Source organism: Rhodococcus sp. P14 (assembly GCF_000256505.1).
Lineage (GTDB): Bacteria > Actinomycetota > Actinomycetes > Mycobacteriales > Mycobacteriaceae > Rhodococcus > Rhodococcus ruber.
Genome location: NZ_AJFC01000312.1, coordinates 24,447 through 46,902 on the forward strand (window position 1 = coordinate 24,447; position 22,456 = coordinate 46,902).

The following is a 22,456-nucleotide window of genomic DNA, read 5'->3' on the forward strand; positions in this document are numbered from 1 at the left end:
GACCGTTCAGGGACGGAACGGTGGCGTCGGCAGGTCGTCACCGAACAGATCCGGCAGATCCCTCGACACCCGGTCCGGGAACGCCGCGGGACGCTTCTCGAGGAAGGACGAGATGCCTTCCCGGGCGTCGGGGCCCGTGCCGCGGATGTTGATGCCGCGGGTCTCGATGCGGTGCGCGATCATCGGATGCTCCGCGCCGAGCGTGCGCCACATCATCTGCCGGGACAGCGCCACCGAGACCGGCGCCGAGTGCTCGGTGAGGCTGCGGGCCAACGCGCGGGCCTGATCGAGCAGATCGGCCGCGGGATGGAGCGCGTAGACGAGCCCGGCCGCGTGGGCCTCGGTCGCGTCGAAGATCCGTCCCGAGTACACCCAGTCCAGGGCGGTCTGCAGCGGAACCAGGCGGGGCAGGAACCAGGTGGAACACGACTCGGGGACGAGGCCGCGGCGGTTGAAGACGAAGCCGATACGGGCGTCGTCGGCGGCGAGGCGGAAGTCCGCCGCAAGCGTCATGGTGATGCCGACGCCGACGGCCGGGCCGTTGATCGCCGCGATGATCGGCTTGCGGCACTCGAACATGCGCAGCACGACGCGGCCGCCACCGTCGCGCCGGACGTCGTCGGCGCGCGGTTCGTCGAGTCGCTGCGCGAACGTGTCGGCGCCCGCAGAGAGATCTGCGCCCGCGCAGAAGGCGCGTCCGGCGCCGGTGATGACGACGGCGCGCACGGAATCGTCGGCGTCGCAGCGGTCGTAGGCCTCGATCAGCTCGTGCTCCATCGTGGTGGTGAAGGCGTTGAGCTGGTCGGGACGGTCGAGGGTGATGGTGGCGATGCCGTCGGCGACGGACAGGTCGATGTGTTCCACGCCGGTCAGCATGACATGTTTACTGAGCGATCGGTAGGTGTCCCGGTCGCGCACAGCGCGGCGCCCCCGTCGCGAGTCGGTGACGGGGGCGCAGGCGTGACGTGCAGGGGCTATCCGCGGGTCACGCGGCCGCGGCGGAACTCCTTGCCGCCCCAGATGCCGGACTGCCGGGTCTCGCCGGCGTAGGCGGCGCATGCGGCGACGAGCGGGCAGCGGGCGCACACCCGGCGGGCGTAGTCGAACGACTCCGACGGGTCCGGGAACCAGGCGTCCGGCGTCGCGTCGCCGCGGCACGCGGCCAGGTCCCAGTCCGGCGTGGTGTCCGACGGGGCGAGCAGGTCGGTGAGCATCGTAGTCACGGGCAGGTCCTCCTTCCGAGGATGGAATGCGGGTTCGGTCGGGGCGGCGCAGTGCCCCGGCATGAAGTCGTGGCAGAACGAAACGCGTTGTGGCGCAGAACGGTGTCGAGGAACGGATGGATGCGGAGGCGGCGGTCAGCAGATGCCGGGTCGCGTCGTCGGCGACCCCGCCTGCCGGGGTCCCGCTGGGGGAAGGACGCACGCGACGGGATGTCGCATCGGCTGCGGCGCCGGTCGTTCCGGCGGGGCAGCCGGTGGCGCTGTGCGCATCGCGTGTCTCCTTCCATGTCGTGGTCGTCGTCGATCGGTCGAGTCCAACGCCCCCCGCCGCCCGGGTTCTTCCCCTCGGTGCGAGAACAGTGACGGGTACCTCACGGCCCGGGTTCCGCTACATAGGTTTCGGCTATGGGTCGATCTCCCGTTCGGACTTTGTCCCGGGCGCCGGTCCGGTGATCGACTCGACGGGACGCTCCGGCGGCGCCGCGGGTGCGGCCGGAACCCCCGCGACGAGGAGACGCCACGTGAGCGCTGTACTGACCGAGTTCGGCGACGGCATCGCCGTCATGACCATCAACCGGCCCGAGGCGCGCAATGCCGTCGATCTCGAGGTCGCCAAGGCGCTCGCTGCCGCCGTCGACGAGTTCGAGGCGCGGCCGGACCTGGTCGTCGGGATCGTCACCGGCGCCGGCGGCACCTTCTGCGCCGGCATGGACCTCAAGGCGTTCACCCGGGGCGAGCGGCCGTCGCTGCCCGGCCGGGGATTCGCCGGGCTCACCGAGCGTCCGCCGACGAAGCCGCTGATCGCCGCGGTCGAGGGCTGGGCTCTCGCCGGCGGATGCGAACTCGCGCTCTCGGCGGACCTCGTCGTCGCTGCCCGGGGCGCTAAATTCGGGCTGCCCGAGGTCAAGCGCGGACTCGTCGCGGCAGCCGGCGGCCTGCTGCGCCTGCCCAAGGTGCTGCCGTACCAGCTCGCCATGGAGATCGTGCTGACCGGCGACCCGCTCACCGCCGAGGTGGCGCACGCGCACGGTCTGGTCAACACCCTCACCGAGCCGGGTGCGGCGCTGGACGGGGCGCGGGCGCTCGCCGCCCGCATCAGCGGCAACGGGCCGCTCGCCGTCCGGGCGTCCAAGCAGATCATGTCCTCGGCGGTGCAGTACACCGATGCGGAGGCGTTCGCGTCGCAGCGGGCGCTCGTCGAGCCCGTGTTCGCCTCCGCGGACGCGCAGGAAGGCGCCCGCGCGTTCGCCGAGAAGCGCGCGCCGGTATGGCGCGCGGAGTAGAGAACTCCTGGAAACCGCTACGAGCCGAGGACCGAGTTCTCGGCCTCGAGCTCGGTCAGTGCTCCCTGGCACTTCAGGTCTGGTCTTCGAGCACCTCGAGTGAGGCGACGAGTCGGGTGCCGTTGGGGCGCACGGTGGCCGCGAAGGGTGCGGCCCTGGTGTTCTCGTAGACGACGATCGCCGCCGAGCACCCGAGGGCCGCACCGGTCTCACCGAGGTCGGTGTCGTCGAGCATGCAGGTGGCCGCCCCGGCGAAGAGGATCACGTCGATGTCGTCCTCGAGCCGATCTCGGAGACGTCGATCCCGCCCAGGGAGGCGTCGGTGTCCTTGCGGACGAAGGCGAGGTCCGGCACCGCGATGATCCCGCGCGCGACGAGGCCGTCCGGCAGCAGCAGGGCCGAGCCGTCGGTCTGCGGTAACTCGACGACGAGATGGTCGACGGGACCCAGGATGTCGGCATCGCCGATGGGATTCCTCTTTCCGCTGTGCCGGGAACAGGTGGTCGGGCCGTGTCCGGCTGTGTCGACGCGGTGACTGGAGCGCACGACCGGCAGTGGCGTCGTTCTCCGCTCGGCCGCGGACGACTCGCCCTTCGGTCGATGTGGTGACCGAAGACCTTTCGGATCCCTCCCGCGCAGCCATGCGGTCGGGATCGCACGAAGATCGTCAACTCGATGCGGGGTGGCCGGTGGCGCGCGCACAATACCGTACGTCGGGCCGGAGCGAAGGGAAGGCGAGTGGCATGTCCCAGGACACGAGTGTCAAACAGGGTGTGGCGGCCGGTACGTCCATCGGCGCCGCGATCATCCTCACCACGATCGGTATCCTCCAGATCTTCCAGGGGATCGCCGCCGTAGCCGAGGACGAGTTGTTCGTCGTCGGGATCGAGTACACGTACAAGTTCGACTTCACCACCTGGGGATGGATCCACATCGTGCTCGGTGCGGTGATCACCCTCGTCGGTCTTGTCCTCTTCACCGGCGCGACCTGGGCGAGGGTTGCGGCCATCGTGCTTGCGGCACTGTCGATTCTCGCGAACTTCATGTGGCTGCCCTACTACCCGTGGTGGTCGATACTGATCATCGCGCTCGATGTGGTCGTCATCTGGGCGGTGTCGACGTGGAACCCGCGTCGGGACTCCTACTGACGGCTTCGCCGGCAGGCCGGGACGTCGCCGATGACCGACGGTGACGCCCCGTCCGGCCTGCCCGACGTAGGAGGCCGACGGCTGCTCTGGCTGGCGGTGCTGCGGCCGCTGCTCACCACGGTGTTGCTGGTGATCGCGTACTTCGTGCTGCCGCTCGAGGACATCGACGATGTCTCCACCCTGGCGTTGCTGATCGGCGGGACCCTCCTGGTGTGCGCAGTGTGCGCCTGGCAGATCCGGCAGGTGCTGCGGTCCCCGTACCCGGCCGTGCAGGCGATCGAGGCGCTGCTGCTGTCGGTCGCCGTCTACCTCGTCGGGTACTCGACGGTGTATCACGTCCTGTCCTACAACTATCCGGAAGCGTTCGACGAGCCGCTCTCGCGGATCGACGCGCTGTACTTCTGCATGACCGTCTTCGCGACGGTGGGCTTCGGCGACATCGTCGCGACCACCGAGGGCGCGCGGGCGCTCGTCACGGCGCAGATGGTCGGCAACCTTGTCCTCATCGCGCTCGGCATCCGTTTCCTGACCGCGGCCGTGAAGTGGCGCCAGCAGCAGAAGAAGACGTGAGAGGAAGAATCCGATGGCCGAGACCTCGAGAAGCGCAACAGCAGTCGAACACCTCACCAGGGAGGAGCGGGCGGAACGCGGCCGGGCGGCACGCGCCCGGATCCCGCTCTCCGCGCTCGCCGAGTTCGATACGAGCGGTCGTCCCGATCCGCTCGACCTGTTGGAGCAGCAGGCGACGTCCCGGGTGCCGGACCTGGTTCCGGTGCGCTACGGCCGCATGGCAGAAACTCCGTTCTCCTTCTATCGCGGTGCGGCCCTGGTGATGGCCGACGATCTGTCCCGCGGGCCGACCACGACCGTCCTCACTCAGCTGTGCGGGGACGCGCACCTGAGCAACTTCGGTATCTTCGCCACCCCGGAACGCAAGCTGACCTTCGACATCAACGACTTCGACGAGACGTATCCCGGGCCGTTCGAGTGGGACGTCAAGCGGCTCGTCGCCAGTCTCGTGATCGCCGCGCAGGACAACGGATTCACGAGCAAGCAGCAGGCGCGCATCGCCCGCGCCTGTGCCGCCGAATACCGCGAGACGATCGCCCGGCAGGCGGAGCGTGGGAATCTGGCGGTCTGGTATTCGCACATCGAAGCCGGCGCGGAACTCGCGGAGCTGCGCGACGAACTCGACTCGTCCATGAAGAAGCGCCTGCGCAAGACTCTCGAGAAGTCCCGGCACCGGGACAGCGTCCAGGCGCTGGCCAAGTTGACCGAGGTGGTCGACGGCCGGCGCCGGATCATCAGCAACCCGCCGCTCATCGTCCCCATCGAGGAGGTGCTGCCCGACGCGGACGCGGACGAACTCTACGCCGACCTGCACCAGCGCCTGCGCCAGTACCGCTCGACCCTCCAGTGGGATCGGCGGGTATTGCTCGAGCAGTTCGAGTTCGTGCAGGCGGCGCGCAAGGTGGTCGGTGTCGGTAGCGTCGGGACCCGGGCGTGGATCTTCCTGTTGCGCGGCACGGGTGACGACGACCCGCTCTTCCTGCAGGCCAAGGAGGCGCAACGGTCCGTGCTCTCGTACTACGTGGACGGACCGACGTTCGCCAACGAGGGCGAACGGGTGGTCAACGGCCAGCGGCTGATGCAGGCGGCCAGCGACATCTTCCTCGGCTGGCAGCAGGGCCCCGGCCCGGACGGGATCCGGCGCGACTTCTACCTGCGGCAGCTGCGGGACGGCAAGGGCTCTGCGGTCGTCGAGGCGATGACCCCCACCGGCATGACGCTGTACGGGCGGCTGTGCGGACGGGTGCTGGCGTACGGGCACGCCCGATCCGGCGACCGCATCGCGATCGCCGCATACCTCGGATCCGGAACCGAATTCGACGACGCCATAGCGGCTTTCGCGGTCGCCTACGCCGAGCAGAACGTCCGGGACCACGCTGCGCTCGTCGATGCGATCGCCGCGGGGCGGATCACCGCTCAGCGCGGTCTCTGATCCGAGAGAGCGCCGCCCGCCCCGTCCCGGCGTTGCTGTCCGGACGCCTGCCGGACCGCCTCGCCGAGCTGGAGCTCAGGCTTCCTCCAGCGCCTCGCCGATTCCCTGGAGCAGGCGGTGGTGATGCGCCTCGGCCAGAAGGTGGCCCGCGGTGATGGCAACCGCCACCGGCCACTCGAGGAGCTCGAGGGCCACCAAGGTGCCGACGCCCGCGAGGTATGCGAGCTGTTCGGGCGGCGGGAGGCTGATGTGGCCCATGACGGGCAGCTCCAGGACGAGATGTTCGGCCTCCCGCAACCGTTCGAGGGCGGGACGACGCGGCGACACCGCTGACGTCGTGGCAACCATGGCAGTCCCTTTCGCTGTCGGGCTTACGGACGAGCCGGCCGTGTTCCGGCCGTCGGGTCAGCGCCGGTCTCTGCGGTCCTCTCGCCGATCTTCCCGGCGGTCGGAACGCCGGCGGACACCGTGGGCGACTACCGCCGCCGTCGCAACGGTGGTGGCCGTACGTGCCACGGGTGCGGGTCCGATCACCGCGGCGCGACGCATGCGCCTGGCTGCGAGTGGCATGTCAATCTCCTTCTTGTTCGTCGGCCTCGATTGCGGCCAGCAGGGCCTGTACGGGAATGCGGCCGCTGGCCACCAGCTGTCCCCCGGCGCGGCGGATCGCCGACGCGAACGGTGCGGCCCACAGGTTCTCCCACACGAGCAAGGCCGCGGTGCTGCCGGGCTCTACGGCCGCGGCGACCGCCTCGACGTCCTCCTCGCTGAGCAGCATCGCCAGCTCGGCTTCGTAGGAGCGCAGCGCGCCGATCTCCGCTTCGTCCAGGTCGGCGAGCTCGAACGCTTCGAGCGATCCGTCGGTGTCCTTCTTCAGCAACAGCAGATCCAGGACGCGTACTGTTCCGCGTTCGACGAGTTCTTCGAGGGCGGGTGCGATCTCGCCCCTGAACCTGCTGCCCGGGAACTCCACTACGATCCAGTCCACCGGACCGAGTTCGTCGATGTCACTGTCGATTTGTCGTTCGACCTGTTCGGTCATCGCGTCGTCTCCTTTGCCGAGTTGTCGTCGATGGAGTGGCAAGGCCACGTACCCGTGGCGGGTTCCACGTCCGGTTCGGCGGCGTCCACGTGCCGCCTCGTCCCGGACGGCCGGCTTGTCGGAGAGTCCGATGACGACCTGGCAAGTCGGTCTGCCGGTGGGTTCTACGCAATCGACGGTAGACCTGATGGCCGCGCCCGGAAAGGAGCTCGGTGAAGACCGCTCGATCCGGTGACCTACGGCGCCTGAAATGGACCCGAGCAGGACAGATCGGATATTCCGGACGCATATCCGGTGCCGCGGCGTCTACGCCTCGTGTGCCGGCTTCCGTTCGGGTCGGGGGTGGCGGCGGAACCATGCGGCGTACCGGTCGGCGAGGGGGGCGGCGGTGACTCCGTGGGCGAGGACCGACAGGCCTACGGTGACGACAGCGGTGAGCAGTAGCAGGTCTTCGTGGGGCAGGGTACCGGGTTCTTCGAGAATCAGGATGACGAAGACGATGGTGGCCAGTCCGCGGGGGCCGAACCAGCCGAGGAAGGCGAGGGTGGGGGCGCGGGCATGGGTGCCGAGCAGCGACAGTGTGACGGGGACCATGCGCACGACGGTCAGGCTCAGCGTGGCGTAGGCGAGTACCGGCCACGACAGGTGTTCGAGGGCCGGCCCGAGCAACACCGCCCCGAAGACGATGAACGTCACGGCGTTGAACACATCCCCGGCCTCGTCGATCAGTTGGGAGACCTCCTCGTCGGCGCGGTGCCGGATCGTCCCGAAGGTCAGCCCGCCGACGAACGCGGCGATGAATCCCGAGCCGCCGAGGGGCACGGCGGCGGTGTAGGCCAGCGTGGCGGCGGCCACCGGCACGATCTGAACCCACAGGGGGTCGATCGTGCGGTGCCGGCCGGCGAGGATCAGTACCGCCGCCGCGACCGCTCCGGCACCTACCCCGGCGACGATGCCGTAGCCGATCTGCTCGGTGACCAACCGTACGGCTGCACCGCCACCGATTGCCCCGGACTCGGCACGTGCGATCGCCAGCACGATCAGGAACAGCGGTACGCAGATGCCGTCATTGAGGCCGCTTTCGACGTTGAGTCCCTGGCGCACCCGCGTCGGCAGGATCGGCAGGGTGACCACCGCCTGTCCGAGAGCGGCGTCGGTGGGCGCGAGGAGAACGGCGAGCAGCAGCGCCTCGGGCCAGGAGGGGTCGCCCAGGACGAGTACCGCGGCGGCGAAGCCGGCCGTGATGGTCAGCGGTAGTCCTATACCGAGAAGGCGTGCAGGAAGCGAGATCTCGGACCGTAGAGCAGTCGGGTCCACACCAGCGGCGTCGGAGAACAGCACGAGGGCAAGGGTGACCTCGGCGAGCAGTTTCACTGTTTCGCTGGTGGCCTCGACGTCGATCAGCCCGGCAGCCTGTGCGCCCAGCACGAGGCCGCCGACGGTGAAGACCATCGGAGCCGTGACGGAGGTGCCCGCGACCCGTCCGGAGATCGCCGCGAAGACGAGCAAGATGCCGGCGATCGCCGGGAGTGCCCAGGTCACGATGCCCCCTCCGGGGGTGGAGGGCGGTGGCGGGGTGCGCCGGTCGGCCATCGGCGTCCGCGCGGCAGAACGAGAGCTGCCACGCCCGACCACAGTGGAACTTCCGGGAACACCAAGATGATCCACATCATGAGTCGGGCCCTTCTCGCCTCGCCGCGTCGGAGTTCCGGGACAGGCGCGACCGGAGGGGCGGCGTCGTCATATTCTGCCGAATCCGAGACATCATGCGATGAGACTTCGCCGGATCGTGCCGTTTGCATGTCTGGTGATTCGGCTGGTCGGTACGCTCGAGATGCCGGAGGACGACAGGTCTGCTCGAGATCGGGAGCGTTGCCATGGCAAGAACCCACCACGGAAAGATCGCGGTCGACATTCGTGATTCCGTCCCTGATTGGGCGCCGTATCTGCCCGCCCAGGCACCCGAGAACGCCCCGAACGTCCTGATCATCGCCTGGGACGACGTCGGGTACGGCAGTATGGACATCTTCGGCGGTCCGATCGAGACCCCGACGATGCGGCGGATCGCGGACCGCGGCGTGAAGTACTCGAACTTCCACACCACCGCGCTGTGTTCCCCGACCCGCGCGTCGCTGCTGACCGGACGCAACGCGACGACCAACGGAATGGCGACCATCGCCGAATTGAGCTCCGGATTCCCCGGCATCAGCACCCACATTCCGTTCGAGAACGGGTTCGTCTCGGAGGTCCTGGCCGAGCGGGGATGGAACACCTACTGCGTCGGCAAGTGGCATCTGACGCCGGGGGAAGAAATGAACATGTCGGCGGTCAAGTCCCGGTGGCCGCTGGGCCGCGGATTCGAGCGCTTCTACGGATTCCTCGGCGGCGAATCCAGCAGTTGGTACCCCGATCTGGTCTACGACAATCACCCGATCGACGCCCCCGGAACGCCCGAGGACGGCTACCACCTGTCCAAGGACCTTGCGGACAAGGCGATCGGGTTCATCCGTGACGCCAAGACCATCGACCCCGACAAGCCGTTCTTCATGTACCTGGCCCCGCAGGCCGGGCACGCCCCGCACCACGTGTTCACCGAATGGGCCGACCGGTACAAGGGCAGGTTCGACCAGGGCTACGAGGCCATCCGCGTCGAGATCCTGCAGCGGCAGAAGGACCTCGGGTTGTTGCCTGAGAACACCGAGCTGTCACCGATCAATCCGCACGGGGAGCCGGCCACCACCGGGCCCGACGGTCAGCCGTGGCCGCTGCTCGACACCGTCCGGCCCTGGGACTCGCTCACCGCCGACGAGCAACGCCTGTTCGTCCGGATGGCCGAGGTCTTCGCCGGTTACATCTCCTACACGGACGACCAGCTCGGCCGGGTGATCGACATGCTCGACGCGAGCGGCGAGCTCGACAACACCCTCGTCGTCGTGGTTTCCGACAACGGTGCCAGCGGGGAAGGCGGACCCAACGGATCGTTCAACGAATGGCGCTTCTTCAACGGGATCCCCGACACCACCGAAACCACCCTGCCGCACCTCGACGAGCTGGGCACACCGGTGTCGTACAACCACTACAACACCGGCTGGGCGTGGGCCTTCGACACCCCGTTTCCGTACTGGAAGCGCTGGGCCGGCTACGAAGGCGGAGTCGCCGACATGTGCGTGGTCTCGTGGCCGGCGCGGATCGAGGCCTCGGCCGAACCTCGCTCGCAGTACGTCCATGCCGTCGACGTCGTCCCGACGATCTACGAGCTGCTCGGCATCACCCCACCCGCGGTTCTGAAGGGATACACCCAGAGCCCCCTCGAAGGAGAGAGCTTCGCGGCCTCGCTGACCGATCCCACAGCACCGGGCAAGGACGTGCAGTTCTACACGATGCTGGGGCAGCGTTCGCTGTATCACGAAGGGTGGCTCGTCTGTTCCGTGCATCCGCCCCTGTCCGGGTGGGGGCACTTCGACAAGGACGTGTGGGAGCTGTACCACCTCGCGGAGGACCGGGCGCAACTGCACAACCTCGCAGACGCCGAACCCGAGCGGCTGGAAGCTCTGAAGAGCCTGTGGTTCTACTACGCGGGTCGTCACCACGGGCTACCGCTGGACGATCGCAGCGCCCTCGAACAGGTGCTCGCCGAACGTCCCCACCCGGGCAAGAAGCGCGACCACTATGTCTACTATCCGGACTGCGCGGACGTCCCGGAGGCGGCCGGCGTCGCCATCACCGGTCGGTCCTACACGATCGTCGCCGGTGTGCACGTGGACTCGGCCGCTGCCGAGGGAGTCCTGTACGCCCACGGCGGTCTGGCCGGTGGTCACAGCTTGTACGTCAAGGACGGTCGTCTGCGCTATGCCTTCAACTGGGTCGGCACGCACCTGCAGACCGTGGTCGCCGACCGGGACCTGACCCTCGGCGCTCACGTGTGCACCGCCGAATTCGCCGTATCGGGGAAGAACACCGATCCGGCAATGCCGGGTTTCGCCGGCACCCTGACTCTCTATGTCGACGATCAGCAGGTGGCCTCCGATGAGATCGTCACCCAGCCGGGGGCGTTCTGCCTCGTCGGTGACGGCATCTGCGTCGGGCGCGACAGCGCCTCGCCGGTCACCCCGGACTACGTGTCCCCGTTCCGCTTCACCGGGGGCACGATCGACAAGGTTGTCGTCGACGTCTCCGGCGAACGCTACGTCGACCACGAGGCGCAGGTGCGGGCCTGGTTCTCGATCGATTGACCCGCGTTGCTCAGCGACCGCGCACGATGCAGTAAAGCGCGATGAGGCAGGGGAACCCGATGAGGCAGGTGGACCTTTCCGTGCTTTCCCCTTGCCTGGCTGCGGGCCGATAGCGCCGGCAGTCGGTGCGCAGAGGTGTGATCCGCCCTCGAGGACCCGCCGGGGTGGGTGTCGGCACCGTCGTCCGTTCTCGCACGTTGCCGGTGATGTCCTCGGGGCAGAAGTCCTCCGACCCCATCCGGAAGGCCCCGCCCGGAACCACCTCATGTCGTTCGGTGCGCGGCCTACTGGTTGCCTGCTTCGAGCATCTCGGAACCGGATCGCCCGTCCTCGCGATGCCGTGCAGGACCTCTCCTACCGGACCTGCATGCCCGCCTGTCCAGCGGATGTCCGTCCCAGCGCCGTGGCCTTGAGTTGCTCGAACTCGGCTTCGGTGATCACTCCCGAGTCGTACAGAGCCTTCGCATCGGCGATGTGCTCGGCCGGGGACTTGCCGGCCACCTGCCGGATGTACTCGTCGGTGGCCTGCTTGGTCTCCTGCTGGGCGCGCATCGACCGCTCCGCCATGCCGCGGCCCCGGGCGATCAGATAGACGAAGGCTGTCAGGTACGGCAAGAGGACCAGCCCGATCACCCAGAGGGTCTTGGCGAAGCCGGACACGGTGTGATCGCGGAACAGGTCGACCAAGATCTGGAACAGCACGATCAGGTAGGCCACGAAGGCGAAGACGATGATCGTGTACCACACGTAATCCCAGAACGAATCCATGATGTGCACCTCTCTGTGTGCGGACCCCGGGTGGGGCGGAGCTCCCGACGACCCGGGCGACTCACATCGAGAATGACACCGCGACCGGCCTCTCCCCAGGGGACAAAGACCCTCGATCTCACCGCCGGGCGGAGGCCCCGGCTCCTTCTCGCGACCACCCGAATCGAGCGGTGACCTTGTGCTCTACACCACCGGCCGTCGGCGGCGGAACACTGTAGTCGAGCAACTGCAGGAGTATCGAGATGAACGCAGAGCAGCCCCTGGCCCTCCGGTTGTGGCGCCGCGCTCCGTGGAGCGGCAATCCCCTGATGCGACGATCCGAGCGAGTGGAATCCGCCCTCGTCCTGGCCGTGGCACTGTTCGTGCTCGTCCTGATTCCGTTCGCCGCCGCCTACGGGACGGCGACCTACGCCCGGATCGGCCAACTGGCGATGCAGGAGCATCAGCAACGGCACCAGGTGGCGGCGGTCCTTCTCGAGGAACCGGCACCTGCGCGAGCCGACGCCCTGACAGACACCGCGACACGGGGTCCGGGCGACCCGGACCGAGCGACGGCGCGGTGGACGACCGAGACCGGTGAAACACGCACGGGCAGGGTGGAGGTGCCCTTCGGTGCGAAACCCGGCGAGACGATCGACATCTGGATCGACTCGAACGGTGATCCCGTCGCCGCGCCCAGAACAGGCTCGGACGGCGTCGTAGCCGGTGTCGTTGCCGCGCTCACGGTGTGGGGGATGGGCTCCGGTGTCGCGCTGCTGCTCCTCTACGGAGTGCACCGGGCCGGTGCGAAGCGGAGGATCTCGGCCCTGGATCGGGAGTGGAACGACGTCGGAAGGAGCCCGGGATGGTCGATGGGTTGACCGTCGGGATGCCGGTCGGCGCGAAGCGGCATTCTCGATCTTCTTGCCGGGTAAGATCTTGCGTCGGGAGGCCCGGATGAGCGACTGGGTGTGCCGGCTGATGATGCCGAAGGATTTCGGCGACAGTCCGGCTCAACTGCATCTGGTGCTCCGTGACGATCTCACGGACGCGGAGGTGCTCGCCCGCGTCCTCGGCCTGGTTCACGAGTTCTACGGTCCCCGTGTGCAGGTCGACGATCTGAGGCCCGAGTCCTGGGCGCAGACCCGAGTCGGGTCCCGGCTCCGAAGCTCACCCGCCGGCTGAGGAACGGAGGCGATACGACGGGTCGTTTCACCGCAGATCACCGAGCCGGATCTCAGGAAAGGGGACGGGTCGTGTCCGAGGATGTGCGTGTCGGGCAGGGCAGTGCGAGCCACGGCAGCGTGAGCCGGGGCAGTACCGCCGAAAGGAGCGTCGGACAGAAGATCGCGACGGGCACTTCGGTCGGTGCCGCCGTCGTTCTCGCCACCGTGGGAATTCTGCAACTGCTGCAGGGCGTCGCGGCGGTCGCGGAGGGCGAACTGTTCGTGGTGGGACAGAAATACACCTTCGAGTTCGATCTCACCACATGGGGTTGGATCCACATCGTCACCGGTGCCGTCCTCATCGTGGTAGGTGCTGCCCTCCTCACCGGGGCCACCTGGGGCCGGGTCGCGGCGATCGTCGTCGCGGCCCTGTCGATCCTGCTCAACTTCATGTGGTTGCCGTACTACCCGTGGTGGTCGATTCTGATCATCGCTCTCGACGTGGTGGTCATCTGGGCGGTATCGACCTGGAATCCACGGCTGGACTACTAGGTTCGCGTGAAGGCCGGACCGAGGTGATCGACCCCGGGCCGTCCACCGATCGGCGGAATATCAAAGGGTGCAGAGGTTTCGATCCCCCTGGAGCGCTTCGTCCGCCGCCGTGTCACACCGAGTGGAATGAGATGACGATGGACAGCGAGCCTACGCGCAGCGGCACGGGCACCGCTCCGCTCGACACCGCCGAACGGGCCGAGCTCGAGCGGTTGCGGGCCGAGGTGGCCGCGCTGCGGGCGCGGACGGAGGCCGCGCCCGAGGCGCCCCCGCCGTCGCCCCCGCCCGTGTCGCGTCCGCCGCGGCACGCGTTGCGCTGGACTGCGGTGGCGATCCTGACCGTGCTGGTCGCTCTGCTGGCGATCACGTCGGTGACGGCGCGGTTCGTCCGCAGCGAAATCCTCGACACGGATCGGTACGTCACCACGGTGGCCCCGCTCGGTTCCGATCCCGCGGTGCAGACCGAGATCGCGGGCACGGTCACCGACGAGATCTTCGCGCGGGTCGATGTCGAAGGCCTCACGTCCGACGCGCTGACCGCCCTGACCGATGCCGTTCCGGCGACCGCGGACGCGCCGCGCGTGGACCGGGCGGTGGAGGGCCTCGCGCCGGTGATCGCCGGGCAGGCACGCAACTTCGTGTACGAGACGGTGCTGTCGCTGGTGCAGACCGACCAGTTCGAGGATCTGTGGATCCAGGCCAACCGAGCCGCGCACACCGGTCTGGTGGCAGTCGTCACCGGTGAGGGCGGGCCGTCCTCGGTGACGGTGGACGAGAGCGGCACGGTCAGCATCTCCCTCGGCACGATCATCGACAACGTCAAGGCTCGTCTGTTGGACCGGGGATTCTCCTTCGCCGAGAAGATCCCGGACATCGACAAGCAGTTCGTGCTGTTCCAGTCGCCGGAACTGATCAAGGCGCAACGGGCGGTCAGCGCCCTGAACACGGCGTCGGATGTGCTGCCGTGGCTCACGATCGCCGCCGCGGTGGCCGCGGTGGCCGTTGCTCCGCCCGGCCGTCGCCGTCGTGCCCTGGCGTTCGTCGGGACGGCACTGCTCGTGGGGATGCTGATCCTCGCGATCGCGCTGATCGTCGCCCGGTCCCTCTACCTCGGCGACATTCCCCCGGACGTGCTGTCCCCGGACGCCGCCTCGGCGATCGCCGACACGGTGCTGGTGCCGCTGCGGACCGCGCTGCGGGCGGTGGCGGTCCTCGGCCTGGTGATCGCGGTCGGGGCGTACCTGACCGGGGGATCGGCCTCCGCGGCAGCCGTCCGTCGCGGATTCGGGCGAGGCATGGACGCGGTGCAGCGGTCCCGTAAGCCGCGGCCACCGAACCAGGTGGAAGCCGGGGCCTACCGGGCGCGGACCGCGTTGCGGCTGGCGATCATCGGCGTCGCCGCGCTGATGCTGATGTTCTGGCGGTACCCGACCGGTCTCGTGGTCGTGTGGATCGTTCTCGGTGCCCTGCTGGCGTTGCTCGCGCTCGAGGTGCTGATCCGGCCGGCCCGGGCCTGGGAAGAGCCGGCGGGGGACGTGACGTCGGCACCTCCGACGGGCGCATCTCCGACGGGCGCATCTCCGACGGGCGAACAGCCGGCGGGCGAGCAGCCGACGGAGAAGCTGCCGGGCTCGAAGACCGGGTCGTGAACCCGGTGGACGCCGCTCCCGGCGACCAGGTACCGGCTTCGCGCCGATGGTGGGCGCGGGCGGCATTCGTCGCCGTCCTCTGCGCTGCCGTCGTGCCGGTGGTCGTCGCGGGCCTGCGCGGCGCTGTTGCACTCCTGGTGGTGAGCGTGGCGGTGGCAGCGGTGACGGTCGCGGCCCTGTACTGGTTCCTCGCGACCCGGGGGCTGGCGCGTGCGCTGTCACTGGGCCTGGCTGTGATCGCACCTCTCGCCCTGCCCGTGCTGTTCGTGCGGGAGGGCGTGCTGTGGGTCGCGCTGGTGTCGGTTGCCCTGGTGCTGCTCGCGCTGCTGTGCGCGCGGGCGGCCCTGCGACGGGGCTCGGAACAGGGGATGCCCGAGTACCCCGCTCCGCCGGTCCACCGCCCGTTCCTGGTGATGAACCCCCGTTCGGGGGGCGGCAAGGTCGTGAAGTTCGATCTGCAACGCAAGGCCGAAGAACTCGGCGCCGAGGTGGCACTGCTCGCCGGGCCGGGTCCCGTCGACGTCGAGGCCCTGGCCCGGCAGGCGGTCGAGCGGGGCGCCGACCTGCTCGGTGTCGCCGGAGGCGACGGCACCCAGGCCCTGGTGGCGGCGATCGCGGCCGAGCACGGACTGCCGTTCCTGGTGATCAGCGCCGGCACGCGGAACCACTTCGCGCTGGACCTCGGCCTGGACCGGGAGGACCCGGCCGCGGGCCTGGACGCGCTGCGGGACGGGGTGGAACTGCGCGTCGATCTCGGCAGGATCGGCGGACGGGTGTTCGTCAACAACGCCTCGTTCGGCGTCTACGCCGACGTGGTGCAGAGCCCGGCATACCGGGACGACAAGACCGGGACGGCGCTGCGGATGATGCCCGACCTGCTCGCCCGCGACAGCGCGACCCGGCTGCGGGCCCGCATCGACGGTGACACGACGGTGGAGGGCGCGCAGGCCGTCCTGGTGAGCAACGACCCGTACGCGACCGACGACCTCGCGGGGCTGGGACGCCGGCCCCGTCTGGACCGCGGCGTGCTCGGAGTGGTGGCGATCTCGGTGGCCGGCGCCGGGCAGGCGGTCGACCTGCTGCGCCGCACGCGCAGCCGGGGTCTGGTGCAGCGCGCGGCCACCGAGGTGGTCGTCGATGCGGACGCCCCGGAGATACCGGTCGGGGTGGACGGGGAAGCGTTGATGCTGCCCACGCCCGTGCGATGCACCGTCGAGCCGCAGGCGCTCCGCGTGCGGGTGCCCCGGCACCGTCCGGGAGCCCTGGTCTCGGCACCGACCTGGAACTGGGTGCGGCTCCGGGACCTGGCCTTCCGGCCTCAGCGCTCGTCGTCGGTCTCGTCGGGCCTGCGCTGACCTTCCCCGGGCCGGGTGCCCACCGGCACGCGCGGCAGCGATCCGGTGCCGAACAGGGCAGCGACGGCGAGCAGGGCCGTGACGGCGAAGGCCACCTGCAGCGCCTCGAGCCGCGCGTCCGAGTTGACCTCGACGATCGCATCCGCGGTGCTCTCGTCCACCCCGGCGTCGGCCAGGGCATCCTCGAGCTGGGTGTCGGACAGGAACGGCACCCCGGCAGCCATGTCCGTGGTGGCCTGCTGCTGCACCGATTCCGGTACCGCCGGGTTGTTCTCGATGCCGGCGATGACGGAGGTGGTCAGGGTGGCGATGAGGATCGACCCGATCAGGGCGGTTCCCAGGGACGCGCCGAGATTGGTCGCCGTGTTCTGCAGACCGCCGACCTCGGCACTCTGCGAGTCCGGCACCGCGGACACCGTGACCGCACCGAGCTGGGAGGCCAGCGCACCCAGGCCGAGACCCATCAGCAGCATCGGGATCGACACGACCGCCGCGCTGGCGCCGGGATCCATTCCGCCCACAAGGATGAGGATGCCGACGGCCATGGTCCCGAGACCGAGCCGGACGACGAGCCGGGGATTCGCGTGAGGTCGCAGCTTCGGGATTCCGATGGCCGCCAGGACCAGAGCGATCGACAGCGGAAGGATCCGCACGCCCGTCTCGAGCGCACTGAGTTCGAGAACCACCGACAGGAACAGAGGGACGGAGAAGAACACTCCGGCCTGGATGAGGAACTGGGCGAAGAACATACTCAGCCCCCCGGTGAGCTGGCTGTTCTTCAACAGCGCGGGATCGACCAGCGGTTCGCCGCCCGTCTTCGCCAGGTACGTCTCCCGGCGCAGGAACAGGTAGAGCACGAACAGGCCGCCGAGCAGCAGCCAGATGACGGGGGACAGACCCAGAATCTGCGGTCCGCCGGGTTTGGTCTGGATCCAGCCCCACTCGCTCGAGCGCAGCACGCCGTAGACGAACATTCCCAGGCCGACCACCGACAGGAGCGAGCCGACGAGGTCGAGCCGGATCCGCTGGGGTGGAATGTCTTCCACGCGGCGCAGCGTGAGCAGGATCAAGAAGACGACGACGACCTCACCGAAGAAGACGTAGCGCCAGGACGCGAACGTAGTCACCGCCCCGCCGAGCAGCGGCCCCACCGCGACTGCCGCAGCGCCCGCGGCGGCCACCAGTCCGTAGGCGGCGGGACGGCGTTCGGCGGGGAAGTTCGCCGCGACCAGGGAGACGATCGCGGGCATGATCAGGGCCGCACCGATGCCCTCGAGCAGGGACCAGCCGATGAGCAGGACGGTGAGATTCGGTGCGATGCCGGTGACGAACGAGCCGGCACCGTAGATGATCAGGCCGAGCCCGAACGCCCGGCGCCGGCCGAGAATGGTGCCGACCTTGCCGCCGGTGATCATCAGGGTGGCCATCACCAGCGTGTAGAGGGTGATAGCGGTCTGGATGCCGGTGATGGTGGTGTTCACGTCCGCGGCCACGGTCGCCATCGACACGTTCATCACGGAGCTGTCGAGCGTCATCAGGAACTGGCCCGCAGCCAGCACCGCGAGCACCAGGGCGGAACCCGAGGCCGTCGCCGGCCCCTTCTGTGAACTCTCGAGACTCATGGCATCGACCTCTCGGGGGCCCTCGACACTGCTGCGTTCACGCAGGTTAGACCATCGCATGCTGCCGACGCACAGCTACAGGGCACAACGTCCCGGATCTCGGCTACACCGGCTCGAGCGGCCGGAACCGCCGGATGTCGTTGCCCGCGGGGCCGACCACGGCGGCCGAGGACTCGGGCATCTCGTTCCATGCGCCCGGCAGATCGCGGAGCGGTTCGGACACGACGAACCGGGTGTCGATGCCCAGACGATGGAACATCTCCACCTCGGGGTGCAGCTCGCGGAGTTTGGCGACCTCGGTGGAGTAGAACAGCGACCGGGTCCGGCCTTCAGTGGAGTAGCGGAACACCCAGATCGTGTCGCCGGCCGTGGTGGCCACGGTCATCTGTACGGGGTCGTCGATTCCGTGGTCGCGGGCGACCTTTTCGACCATCCCGACCGCGCGGCCGACCGCGGTGAACGGATCGTCCCGGAGACCGAACGTGAGAGCGAGGAAGAACAGCACCTCGGAGTCCGTGGTACCCGCGACGTCCGGGTACAGCGACGGATCCACGGCCATCATCAGTTCTCGTTTGATCTCCCGGAAGCCGAGGATCTCGCCGTTGTGCATCCACAGCCATTCCCCGTGCCGGAACGGGTGGCAGTTGCTGCGCTGCACCTGCGTGCCGGTCGAGGCGCGCACGTGCGCGAACAGCAGCGGGGTGCGGATCTGCCCGGCGATCTCCCGCAGGTTGTGGTTGTTCCACGCCGGATCGATGCTCTTGAACAGGGCCGGCTCGGAACCTATTCCATACCAGCCGATTCCGAATCCGTCACCGTTGGTGGTGGTGGCTCCGAGGTGGGAGTGCAGGCTCTGGTCGATGAGCGAATGCTCGGGCTTGAACAGCAGGTCCTCCACGAGGATCGGCTCGCCCGAGTAGGCCATCCATCTGCACACCCGGTCATCGAATCACTCCACCGGCGCCGGTGCTCTGGTTTCCCGAGCTATTGTGTCGCTGGGGAATCCGTTGTCTCGAGGTCCAGCACCGAGCCGGTGGTGGCACCCCCGTCGACGAGGAATTCGGAGCCGGTCGAGTAGGTGGCCTCGGTGACGACGAATCGCACCATCCGGGCCACCTCCTCGGGGCTGCCGAAGCGGGGGATCGGCTGCGTGGCGGCGATGCCGCGGTCCATTCCCGCCGTCATCGGTGTGTCGATGGGGCCGGGGTGCACCGAGCACACCCGGACCCCGTCGGGGGCGAACTCGAGCGCGGCGGTCTTCGTCAGGCCGCGCAGGGCCCATTTGCTCGCCACGTAGGCGCCGAGGCCGGCGTAGCCGATGAGGCCGGCCGTCGAGGAGATGTTGACGACGACCCCGCGCCCGCGACGCAGCGCCGGGCCGGCGACGTGCATTCCCAGCCACTGGCCGACGAGATCGACCTGCAGCACGCGTTCGAACTCGACTCGGGTCTGCTCCTCGATGGTGCCGACGGCCAGGATGCCGGCGTTGTTGATCAACGCCCGCAACGGACCGATGGATTCGGCCACGGCGACCGCCTCCGACCATTGCGCTTCGTCGGTCACGTCGAGGTGCACGAACTTCGAGCCTTTGCCGAGTGTCGCGGCGTGGCGGGTGCCTTCGTCGTCGAGCACGTCGGCGACGACGACACCGGCGCCTTCACCGGCGAGGATCGTGGCGACGGCGGCGCCGATGCCGCGGCTGCCCCGGTGACGAGGACCGAACCTCCGTCGAGTTCCGTCATGACCCCAACCCCTCGTGTGCCGATACCGTTGGTGCCGGGGTGCCGTTTCGGGCGATCTCGGATTCCGGTGGTCGTGCGCTGTCCGCGGCGCTACGCGGCGGACCCGCCGTGGCGGCGGTGATCTCGCGGTCGAGGAACGTCTTCAGTTCGGAGATGGCGCTCATCATGGGGGCCGGGAACACCACGGTCGTGTTCTTCTCGACGCCCAGTTCCACCAGTGTCTGCAGGTTGCGCAACTGAAGGGCGAGCGGGTGGGCCAGCATCGTGTCGGATGCCTGCCCGAGGGCGGTCGCGGCGATCGACTCGCCCTCGGCGGCAATGATCTTGGCCCGCTTCTCCCGCTCCGCCTCGGCCTGCCGCGCCATGGCCCGCTTCATACTGTCGGGCAACTGGATGTCCTTCAGTTCCACCAGCGTCACCTCGACACCCCATTCCAGAGTGGACACGTCGAGGAACTCACGGATGTTCGCGTTGATCACATTCGTTTCGGACAGTGCCTCGTCGAGCGTGTGCCGGCCGACGACCCTGCGCAGCGTGGTCTGGGCGATCTGATCGATAGCCGCCGCCACGTTCTCGATCGCGACGACGGATTTCACGGCGTCGATGACGCGAAAGTACGCCACAGCAGAGATGTCGACACTGACGTTGTCGCGGGTGATGATGCCTTGGGACTGGATCGGCATCGTCACGATCCGCAGGGACACCTTCGTCAACCGGTCGACGAGAGGGATGATCAGATGCAGTCCGGGTTCCCTGACGCCGATGAGCCGGCCGAACCGGAACAGCACGCCCTTCTCGTACTGGGTCACCACGTGCACTGCCTGCGACAGGACGAACAGCGCCACCACCAGGAGCACACCGGTCAGAACGACCCACGTGGCCACGGCTTCTCCTTCCGCATCGCCTCGCGGCTGTGGTTCCACGGTCCACCCCTCGGGCGTCGCCGGAAAGGGTCGAAGGTCACCGTGCCGGGGAACGGCGCCGGCCGCGCGGCGCAGCGCCGGGCGGGCCGGTACAGTGAGGTCGTATACCCCTCTGGGTATATGGACGAGACGTAGGCGGAAGGAGAAACCGGATGACATTGCCCGACTTCGTCGACGGAGTCGAGGTGTTGTGGCGGCCCGGGTGTCCGTTCTGCTCGCGCCTGCGCCGGGGCCTGCACAGGCGCGGCATCGAGGTCGTCGAGACCGACATCTGGCAGGACCGGGCCGCCGCCGCGCGGATCCGGGCAGTGAGCGGCGGCGACGAGATCGTGCCGACGGTCTTCGTCGGACCGGTCGCGCTCGTCAATCCCTCTGTGCAAGAAGTTGAATCGGCGATCGAGCGGCATCTCCCCGGCCGGGTGGGCGAGCTGATCGGGCCTCGGCCGCGGACGGTGTGGTCCCGACTCGCCGATACGGTCCGCGGCCGGCCGGCCGCGCCCCCCTCCCGACGATCGAAGGAGTCGTAGTGCCCGAACATCTACAGGACGAAGAACTCTGGGACGAGCGCTACCGTTCCCGTCCCGCGCTGTGGAGCGGTGAGCCCAATCGTCACCTCGTGGGGGAGGTGGCCGGCCTCTCGCCCGGACTCGCCCTCGACGTCGGGTGCGGCGAAGGCGCGGACGCCATCTGGCTCGCGCAGCGCGGCTGGCGAGTCGACGGTGTGGACGTCTCCGGCGTCGCCCTGCAACGCGCCGCCGAGCACGCGGACCGGGCCGGCGCCGAGGTCGCCGGCCGCATCTCGTGGCTGCACGAGAACCTGACCGCCTGGGACCCGGGCCGAGGGCGATACGACCTGGTCTCCGCGCAGTACATGCACCTGCCCTCGCCGGAACGTGACGTCCTCTTCCGTCGGCTGGGGGAGGCGGTCGCCCCCGGCGGCACCCTCCTGATCGTCGGGCATCACCCCTCCGACCTGCAGACCACCGTGCCGCGTCCGCCGCGACCCGAGTTGTTCTTCACGGGGGCGGACGTCGTGGCGCTGCTCGATCCCGACGGCTGGGACGTCGTCACCGATGCCGCCGTCGCGCGGGAGGTCACCGACCCGGACGGACGCGTCGTCACCGTGCACGACACCGTGGTCAGGGCCCGACGGCGCTGATCGCGGCGCGAACGTCGTCACCCGGGGGGAGCTCCCAGAGTCGCTGGGCGGGTAGCCCTCAGAGTCGCTGGGCGGTAGCCCTCAGGGTCACTGGGCGGTAGCCCTCAGGGTCGCCGGGCGGGTAGCCCTCAGGGTCGCCGGGCGGTAGCCCTCAGGCCAGTGCGAGGAAGAGGCGCTCGAGCTGTTCCTCGGTGAGCCGGTCGGGGCACGTGTCGTCCTCCTCGTCGAGCATGCACCGACGAAGCTGTGCGGCAACGATCTTGAAGCCGGCGCGGTCGAGCGCCCGGGAGACGGCGGCGAGCTGGGTCACCACGTCCCGGCACTCGCGGCCGGACTCGAGCATGGCGATGACGCCCGCGAGCTGCCCCTGGGCGCGGCGCAGCCGATGCAGCACCTGGGTATCGGCTTCGGGGGTGACGGCGGTCCGGGCGACGGGGGCGGCAGGAGTGTTCATGGTTGTGCTTCCGGTCGGGGGGAGCGGGGTTCGCTTGGATACCCCATGGGGTACTTGACATACCCTAGGGGGTATGTGGCAGGGTTGTCCACATCGAGGACGAAATCGACTCATACGGAGGAACCACGATGATTCTCGAGCAGTACTACATCGAGTG

Annotated in this window: 22 protein-coding genes and 2 pseudogenes; 12 read left to right on the forward strand and 12 right to left on the reverse strand. The window is 68.9% G+C overall.

The genetic code is table 11. The features are described from left to right. Positions 1-6: 6 nt before the first annotated feature. Entirely contained in the window at positions 7-864 is an 858-nt protein-coding gene (locus OEY_RS0122395) for a crotonase/enoyl-CoA hydratase family protein (protein WP_029540165.1), read from the reverse strand. Between the two features lie 110 nt (positions 865-974). After that, positions 975-1,223: a WhiB family transcriptional regulator gene (locus OEY_RS0122400; RefSeq protein ID WP_017681556.1), complete on the reverse strand. Its 249-nt coding sequence runs from the start codon at positions 1,221-1,223 to the stop codon at positions 975-977. A 521-nt stretch (positions 1,224-1,744) separates the two neighbouring features. On the opposite strand from OEY_RS0122400, the gene OEY_RS0122405 reads away from it, so the two are divergent. Continuing rightward, the gene (locus OEY_RS0122405) at positions 1,745-2,506 is read left to right on the forward strand and encodes a crotonase/enoyl-CoA hydratase family protein (protein WP_010596001.1); all 762 of its coding nucleotides are present in this window, start codon (positions 1,745-1,747) and stop codon (positions 2,504-2,506) included. A gap of 73 nt (positions 2,507-2,579) precedes the next feature. Here the strand turns inward: OEY_RS0122405 and OEY_RS28850 are convergent. After that, positions 2,580-2,974 (reverse strand): annotated as a pseudogene (locus OEY_RS28850) (DUF6325 family protein). Between the two features lie 275 nt (positions 2,975-3,249). Here OEY_RS28850 and OEY_RS0122415 point away from each other — a divergent pair. Genes OEY_RS0122415 through OEY_RS0122425 form a run of 3 tightly spaced genes read left to right on the forward strand, consistent with a single transcriptional unit; the run spans position 3,250 to position 5,656 of the window. Next, complete coding sequence (locus tag OEY_RS0122415; protein WP_003939434.1) at positions 3,250-3,654, forward strand: DUF7144 family membrane protein; 405 nt, start codon at positions 3,250-3,252, stop codon at positions 3,652-3,654. A gap of 30 nt (positions 3,655-3,684) precedes the next feature. Continuing rightward, positions 3,685-4,224, forward strand: a complete 540-nt coding sequence (locus OEY_RS0122420; RefSeq protein WP_003939435.1) for a potassium channel family protein — start codon at positions 3,685-3,687, stop codon at positions 4,222-4,224. A gap of 13 nt (positions 4,225-4,237) precedes the next feature. After that, entirely contained in the window at positions 4,238-5,656 is a 1,419-nt protein-coding gene (locus OEY_RS0122425; protein WP_010596002.1) for a DUF2252 domain-containing protein, read from the forward strand. A 75-nt stretch (positions 5,657-5,731) separates the two neighbouring features. Here the strand turns inward: OEY_RS0122425 and OEY_RS0122430 are convergent, their stop codons facing one another. From OEY_RS0122430 to OEY_RS0122440, 3 genes are all read right to left on the reverse strand, one after another. Beyond that, on the reverse strand, positions 5,732-6,004 hold the full coding sequence (locus tag OEY_RS0122430) for a hypothetical protein (protein ID WP_029540166.1): 273 nt from the start codon (positions 6,002-6,004) through the stop codon (positions 5,732-5,734). Positions 6,005-6,227: 223 nt separating this feature from the next. Then, the gene (locus OEY_RS0122435; RefSeq protein ID WP_010596004.1) at positions 6,228-6,698 is read right to left on the reverse strand and encodes a DUF6325 family protein; all 471 of its coding nucleotides are present in this window, start codon (positions 6,696-6,698) and stop codon (positions 6,228-6,230) included. Between the two features lie 306 nt (positions 6,699-7,004). Beyond that, the gene (locus OEY_RS0122440) at positions 7,005-8,240 is read right to left on the reverse strand and encodes a cation:proton antiporter (RefSeq protein ID WP_010596005.1); all 1,236 of its coding nucleotides are present in this window, start codon (positions 8,238-8,240) and stop codon (positions 7,005-7,007) included. A gap of 335 nt (positions 8,241-8,575) precedes the next feature. On the opposite strand from OEY_RS0122440, the gene OEY_RS0122445 reads away from it, so the two are divergent. Next, on the forward strand, positions 8,576-10,930 hold the full coding sequence (locus OEY_RS0122445; protein WP_010596006.1) for an arylsulfatase: 2,355 nt from the start codon (positions 8,576-8,578) through the stop codon (positions 10,928-10,930). 354 nt (positions 10,931-11,284) lie between these two features. On the opposite strand, the gene OEY_RS0122450 is transcribed toward OEY_RS0122445, so the two are convergent. Beyond that, on the reverse strand, positions 11,285-11,698 hold the full coding sequence (locus OEY_RS0122450) for an SHOCT domain-containing protein (protein ID WP_010596007.1): 414 nt from the start codon (positions 11,696-11,698) through the stop codon (positions 11,285-11,287). A gap of 242 nt (positions 11,699-11,940) precedes the next feature. On the opposite strand from OEY_RS0122450, the gene OEY_RS0122455 reads away from it, so the two are divergent. The 5 genes from OEY_RS0122455 to OEY_RS0122475 all read left to right on the forward strand — a co-directional run bounded on the left by OEY_RS0122455 (position 11,941) and on the right by OEY_RS0122475 (position 16,399). After that, positions 11,941-12,558, forward strand: coding sequence for an Rv1733c family protein (locus OEY_RS0122455; protein ID WP_010596008.1), 618 nt, complete (start codon positions 11,941-11,943; stop codon positions 12,556-12,558). Positions 12,559-12,634: 76 nt separating this feature from the next. Then, a complete protein-coding gene (locus tag OEY_RS0122460; protein WP_010596009.1) occupies positions 12,635-12,862 on the forward strand; it encodes a hypothetical protein in 228 nt (75 codons plus the stop codon). A gap of 71 nt (positions 12,863-12,933) precedes the next feature. Beyond that, positions 12,934-13,395, forward strand: a complete 462-nt coding sequence (locus OEY_RS0122465; protein ID WP_010596010.1) for a DUF7144 family membrane protein — start codon at positions 12,934-12,936, stop codon at positions 13,393-13,395. Between the two features lie 131 nt (positions 13,396-13,526). Then, positions 13,527-15,044 carry a hypothetical protein gene (locus OEY_RS0122470; protein ID WP_010596011.1) on the forward strand — a complete coding sequence of 506 codons (1,518 nt, stop codon included), beginning with the start codon at positions 13,527-13,529 and terminating at the stop codon, positions 15,042-15,044. Then, positions 15,041-16,399: a diacylglycerol/lipid kinase family protein gene (locus OEY_RS0122475; RefSeq protein WP_010596012.1), complete on the forward strand. Its 1,359-nt coding sequence runs from the start codon at positions 15,041-15,043 to the stop codon at positions 16,397-16,399. The genes OEY_RS0122470 and OEY_RS0122475 overlap by 4 nt, the downstream gene beginning before the upstream one ends. Here OEY_RS0122475 and OEY_RS0122480 read toward each other — a convergent pair. The 4 genes and pseudogenes from OEY_RS0122480 to OEY_RS0122495 form a co-directional block, all read right to left on the reverse strand. Beyond that, positions 16,363-18,021, reverse strand: coding sequence for an MFS transporter (locus OEY_RS0122480; protein WP_010596013.1), 1,659 nt, complete (start codon positions 18,019-18,021; stop codon positions 16,363-16,365). The two genes, OEY_RS0122475 and OEY_RS0122480, sit on opposite strands and share 37 nt — an antisense overlap. 103 nt (positions 18,022-18,124) lie before the next feature. Further along, positions 18,125-18,946 carry a class II glutamine amidotransferase gene (locus OEY_RS0122485; RefSeq protein ID WP_010596014.1) on the reverse strand — a complete coding sequence of 274 codons (822 nt, stop codon included), beginning with the start codon at positions 18,944-18,946 and terminating at the stop codon, positions 18,125-18,127. A gap of 59 nt (positions 18,947-19,005) precedes the next feature. Next, positions 19,006-19,763, reverse strand: a pseudogene (locus OEY_RS28855) (SDR family oxidoreductase). Next, positions 19,760-20,647: a slipin family protein gene (locus OEY_RS0122495; protein WP_010596016.1), complete on the reverse strand. Its 888-nt coding sequence runs from the start codon at positions 20,645-20,647 to the stop codon at positions 19,760-19,762. Before OEY_RS0122495 ends, OEY_RS28855 begins: the two are co-directional and overlap by 4 nt. A 191-nt stretch (positions 20,648-20,838) precedes the next feature. On the opposite strand from OEY_RS0122495, the gene OEY_RS0122500 reads away from it, so the two are divergent. Continuing rightward, positions 20,839-21,213: a glutaredoxin domain-containing protein gene (locus OEY_RS0122500; protein ID WP_010596017.1), complete on the forward strand. Its 375-nt coding sequence runs from the start codon at positions 20,839-20,841 to the stop codon at positions 21,211-21,213. Beyond that, a complete protein-coding gene (locus OEY_RS0122505; protein ID WP_010596018.1) occupies positions 21,213-21,845 on the forward strand; it encodes a class I SAM-dependent methyltransferase in 633 nt (210 codons plus the stop codon). Before OEY_RS0122500 ends, OEY_RS0122505 begins: the two co-directional genes overlap by 1 nt. A gap of 151 nt (positions 21,846-21,996) precedes the next feature. Here OEY_RS0122505 and OEY_RS0122510 read toward each other — a convergent pair whose 3' ends face one another. Further along, positions 21,997-22,299 carry a metal-sensitive transcriptional regulator gene (locus tag OEY_RS0122510; RefSeq protein WP_003939454.1) on the reverse strand — a complete coding sequence of 101 codons (303 nt, stop codon included), beginning with the start codon at positions 22,297-22,299 and terminating at the stop codon, positions 21,997-21,999. Positions 22,300-22,456: the final 157 nt, after the last annotated feature.

Bases quoted from the DNA above. Each gene is read 5' to 3' on its own strand.
- OEY_RS0122435 (WP_010596004.1), bottom strand. From the start codon at position 6,698: ATGACCGAACAGGTCGAACGACAAATCGACAGTGACATCGACGAACTC.
- OEY_RS0122460 (WP_010596009.1), top strand. From the start codon at position 12,635: ATGAGCGACTGGGTGTGCCGGCTGATGATGCCGAAGGATTTCGGCGAC.
- OEY_RS0122510 (WP_003939454.1), bottom strand. From the start codon at position 22,299: ATGAACACTCCTGCCGCCCCCGTCGCCCGGACCGCCGTCACCCCCGAA.
- OEY_RS0122425 (WP_010596002.1), top strand. From the start codon at position 4,238: ATGGCCGAGACCTCGAGAAGCGCAACAGCAGTCGAACACCTCACCAGG.
- OEY_RS0122430 (WP_029540166.1), bottom strand. From the start codon at position 6,004: ATGGTTGCCACGACGTCAGCGGTGTCGCCGCGTCGTCCCGCCCTCGAA.
- OEY_RS0122485 (WP_010596014.1), bottom strand. From the start codon at position 18,946: ATGGCCTACTCGGGCGAGCCGATCCTCGTGGAGGACCTGCTGTTCAAG.
- OEY_RS0122450 (WP_010596007.1), bottom strand. From the start codon at position 11,698: ATGGATTCGTTCTGGGATTACGTGTGGTACACGATCATCGTCTTCGCC.
- OEY_RS0122470 (WP_010596011.1), top strand. From the start codon at position 13,527: ATGACGATGGACAGCGAGCCTACGCGCAGCGGCACGGGCACCGCTCCG.
- OEY_RS0122415 (WP_003939434.1), top strand. From the start codon at position 3,250: ATGTCCCAGGACACGAGTGTCAAACAGGGTGTGGCGGCCGGTACGTCC.
- OEY_RS0122445 (WP_010596006.1), top strand. From the start codon at position 8,576: ATGGCAAGAACCCACCACGGAAAGATCGCGGTCGACATTCGTGATTCC.
- OEY_RS0122455 (WP_010596008.1), top strand. From the start codon at position 11,941: ATGAACGCAGAGCAGCCCCTGGCCCTCCGGTTGTGGCGCCGCGCTCCG.
- OEY_RS0122500 (WP_010596017.1), top strand. From the start codon at position 20,839: ATGACATTGCCCGACTTCGTCGACGGAGTCGAGGTGTTGTGGCGGCCC.
- OEY_RS0122480 (WP_010596013.1), bottom strand. From the start codon at position 18,021: ATGAGTCTCGAGAGTTCACAGAAGGGGCCGGCGACGGCCTCGGGTTCC.
- OEY_RS0122420 (WP_003939435.1), top strand. From the start codon at position 3,685: ATGACCGACGGTGACGCCCCGTCCGGCCTGCCCGACGTAGGAGGCCGA.